The sequence below is a fragment of the Actinophytocola sp. genome (genome assembly GCF_050699935.1).
Taxonomy (GTDB): Bacteria; Actinomycetota; Actinomycetes; order Mycobacteriales; family Pseudonocardiaceae; genus Actinophytocola.
Map to the genome: position 1 here is coordinate 1 of NZ_JBOHGB010000299.1, position 2,016 is coordinate 2,016.

The following is a 2,016-nucleotide window of genomic DNA, read 5'->3' on the forward strand; positions in this document are numbered from 1 at the left end:
ACGCGCATCTCAATCACCAGCCAGGGTGCCCCGAAGAGCCGGACGGCCACTCCTCAGGAGCCACCAAGGGCAAGACCCGATCAGCCACATCCGGCCCTCCCGGGCCACCTAACAACTTACGGAGACCCGATGTCGGTTCGCACCGCCGAGAGCTGGCCACCGGGGCTGCCCGAGTCCCTCGACTACCCGGAGGTTCCGGTCGGCGCGATCCTCGCCGGCTCGGCCCGCCGGTTCGGCGACCGGGTGGCGTTCGCCCACGGCGAGGAGTCGCTGACCTACGTCGAGCTCGCCCGCCGGGCCGCCCGGTTCGCGCACGGCCTGCTCGCCCGCGGACTGTCCACGGGGGACAGAGTGGCACTGCGCCTGCCGAACTGCCTCGAGTACCCGGTGGCCTACTACGGCACGTTGCTCGCGGGTGGGACGTTCGTACCGGTCAACCCGCTGCTGCCGGAGTCCGCCGCCGCGCGGCAGGTCGCCGACTCCGGCGCGAGGCTCACCGTGACCGCCGCCCAGGTGCCGGGCATCTGCGCCGGGCAGTCGGCCGTGCCGCCCGAGGTCGCCGTCGACGTCCACCGCGACCTCGCCCACCTCGCCTACACCGGCGGGACGACGGGCGAGTCGAAGGGCGTGCGCCTGCCGCACCGCAACGTCGTGGTGAACACGCTGCAGTACGTCTGCTGGGGCACGGGCTCGCTGCCGGCGCTCGACGAGCACGGTGGGCTGGTGCTCGACCAGGTGGGCAGCGAGGCGGAGTGGCCGACCCGGCTGGGCACGGCGGTGTCGATCAACCTGACCCCGTGGTTCCACGCGATGGGGACGGTCGCGGGGCTGAACGCGTTGGTGCTGGCCGGGTTCTCGACCACGCTGCACGACCGGCTCGACCCGGCGCACTACCTCGCCGACGCGCAGCGGCTGCGGGTGACCTCGATGGGCGGTGCGCCGGCGTTGTTCGCCGCGCTGCTGCACTGTCCGGACATCCAGACCGCCGACCTGTCGTCGGTGCGCGCGATCTCCTCGGGCGCGGCGCCGATGCCGGTGGAGCTGATCGACCGGCTGCGGACGCTCGCGCCGGACGCGGTGGTGAGCGAGGGCTACGGGCTGACCGAGGTCACGATGGGCGCGACGCTCGGCCCGACGCACCGGTCCGGCGTGCGCAAGGCCGGCACGGTCGGCGTGCCCGTGTTCGACACGGCGGTGCGCGTCGTCGGCGCGTCCGGGCCGGGGGAGCGCGGCGAGGTCTGCGTCCGTGGCCCGCAGGTGATGCCCGGCTACCACGACCGTCCCGATGCGACGGCCGAGGTGCTCGTCGACGGCTGGCTGCACACCGGCGACGTCGGCGTGCTGGACGAGGACGGCTACTTGTCCATTGTGGATCGAATGAAGGACATGCTGCTGTACAAGGGATACAACGTGTACCCGCGGGAGCTGGAGGAGCTGCTGGCCGCGCAGTCGGGCGTTCTTGCCGCGGCCGTGGTCGGCAAGCCGGACTCGGACGCCGGCGAGCTGCCGGTCGCGTTCGTGGTGCCCGCCGGCCCGTCGGTGTCCGCGGGCGGTCTGATGTCGGCGGTGAACGAGCAGGTGGTGCCGTACCAGCGACTGCGCGACGTGTACCTGGTGGACTCGATCCCGGTGTCGGCCGCCGGCAAGGTCCTCAAGCGGGAGCTGCGGAGCCGGTTGTCGTGACCACTCCCCCGTGACGTAGACCATCCATAGTCGACTATCTACATAGGACTCCGGACGCCCCGTCTGCCCGTCGCTGCCCGCCAGGCGTGGCAGGCGGGACGTCCGGGCCGGCACGACGGACCACTCGCATGGCCGGGCCGATGCCGAGCATCTTCCGACGGGTGCGGCCTCCAGGTAACGGATTCCCCGGCGCGCCGATGCATGGGCATAGTCCTTCGGCCTCTGGGGAGTCTCCGTGTTCGAGAACTCGTCCGCCGGCCTGGTGATGATGCCCGGCGAGGTGACCGTGACGGTCACCCGCGAGGAGCAGCACCAGCCCGCGCTCGCCCGCTA

At 72.2% G+C, this 2,016-nt stretch carries 1 protein-coding gene; it reads left to right on the forward strand.

Annotated elements, in window-relative coordinates:
- The first annotated feature begins 129 nt into the window (after nt 1-129).
- Complete coding sequence (locus tag ACRDTB_RS38070; protein WP_431437138.1) at nt 130-1,683, forward strand: class I adenylate-forming enzyme family protein; 1,554 nt, start codon at nt 130-132, stop codon at nt 1,681-1,683.
- Nucleotides 1,684-2,016: the final 333 nt, after the last annotated feature.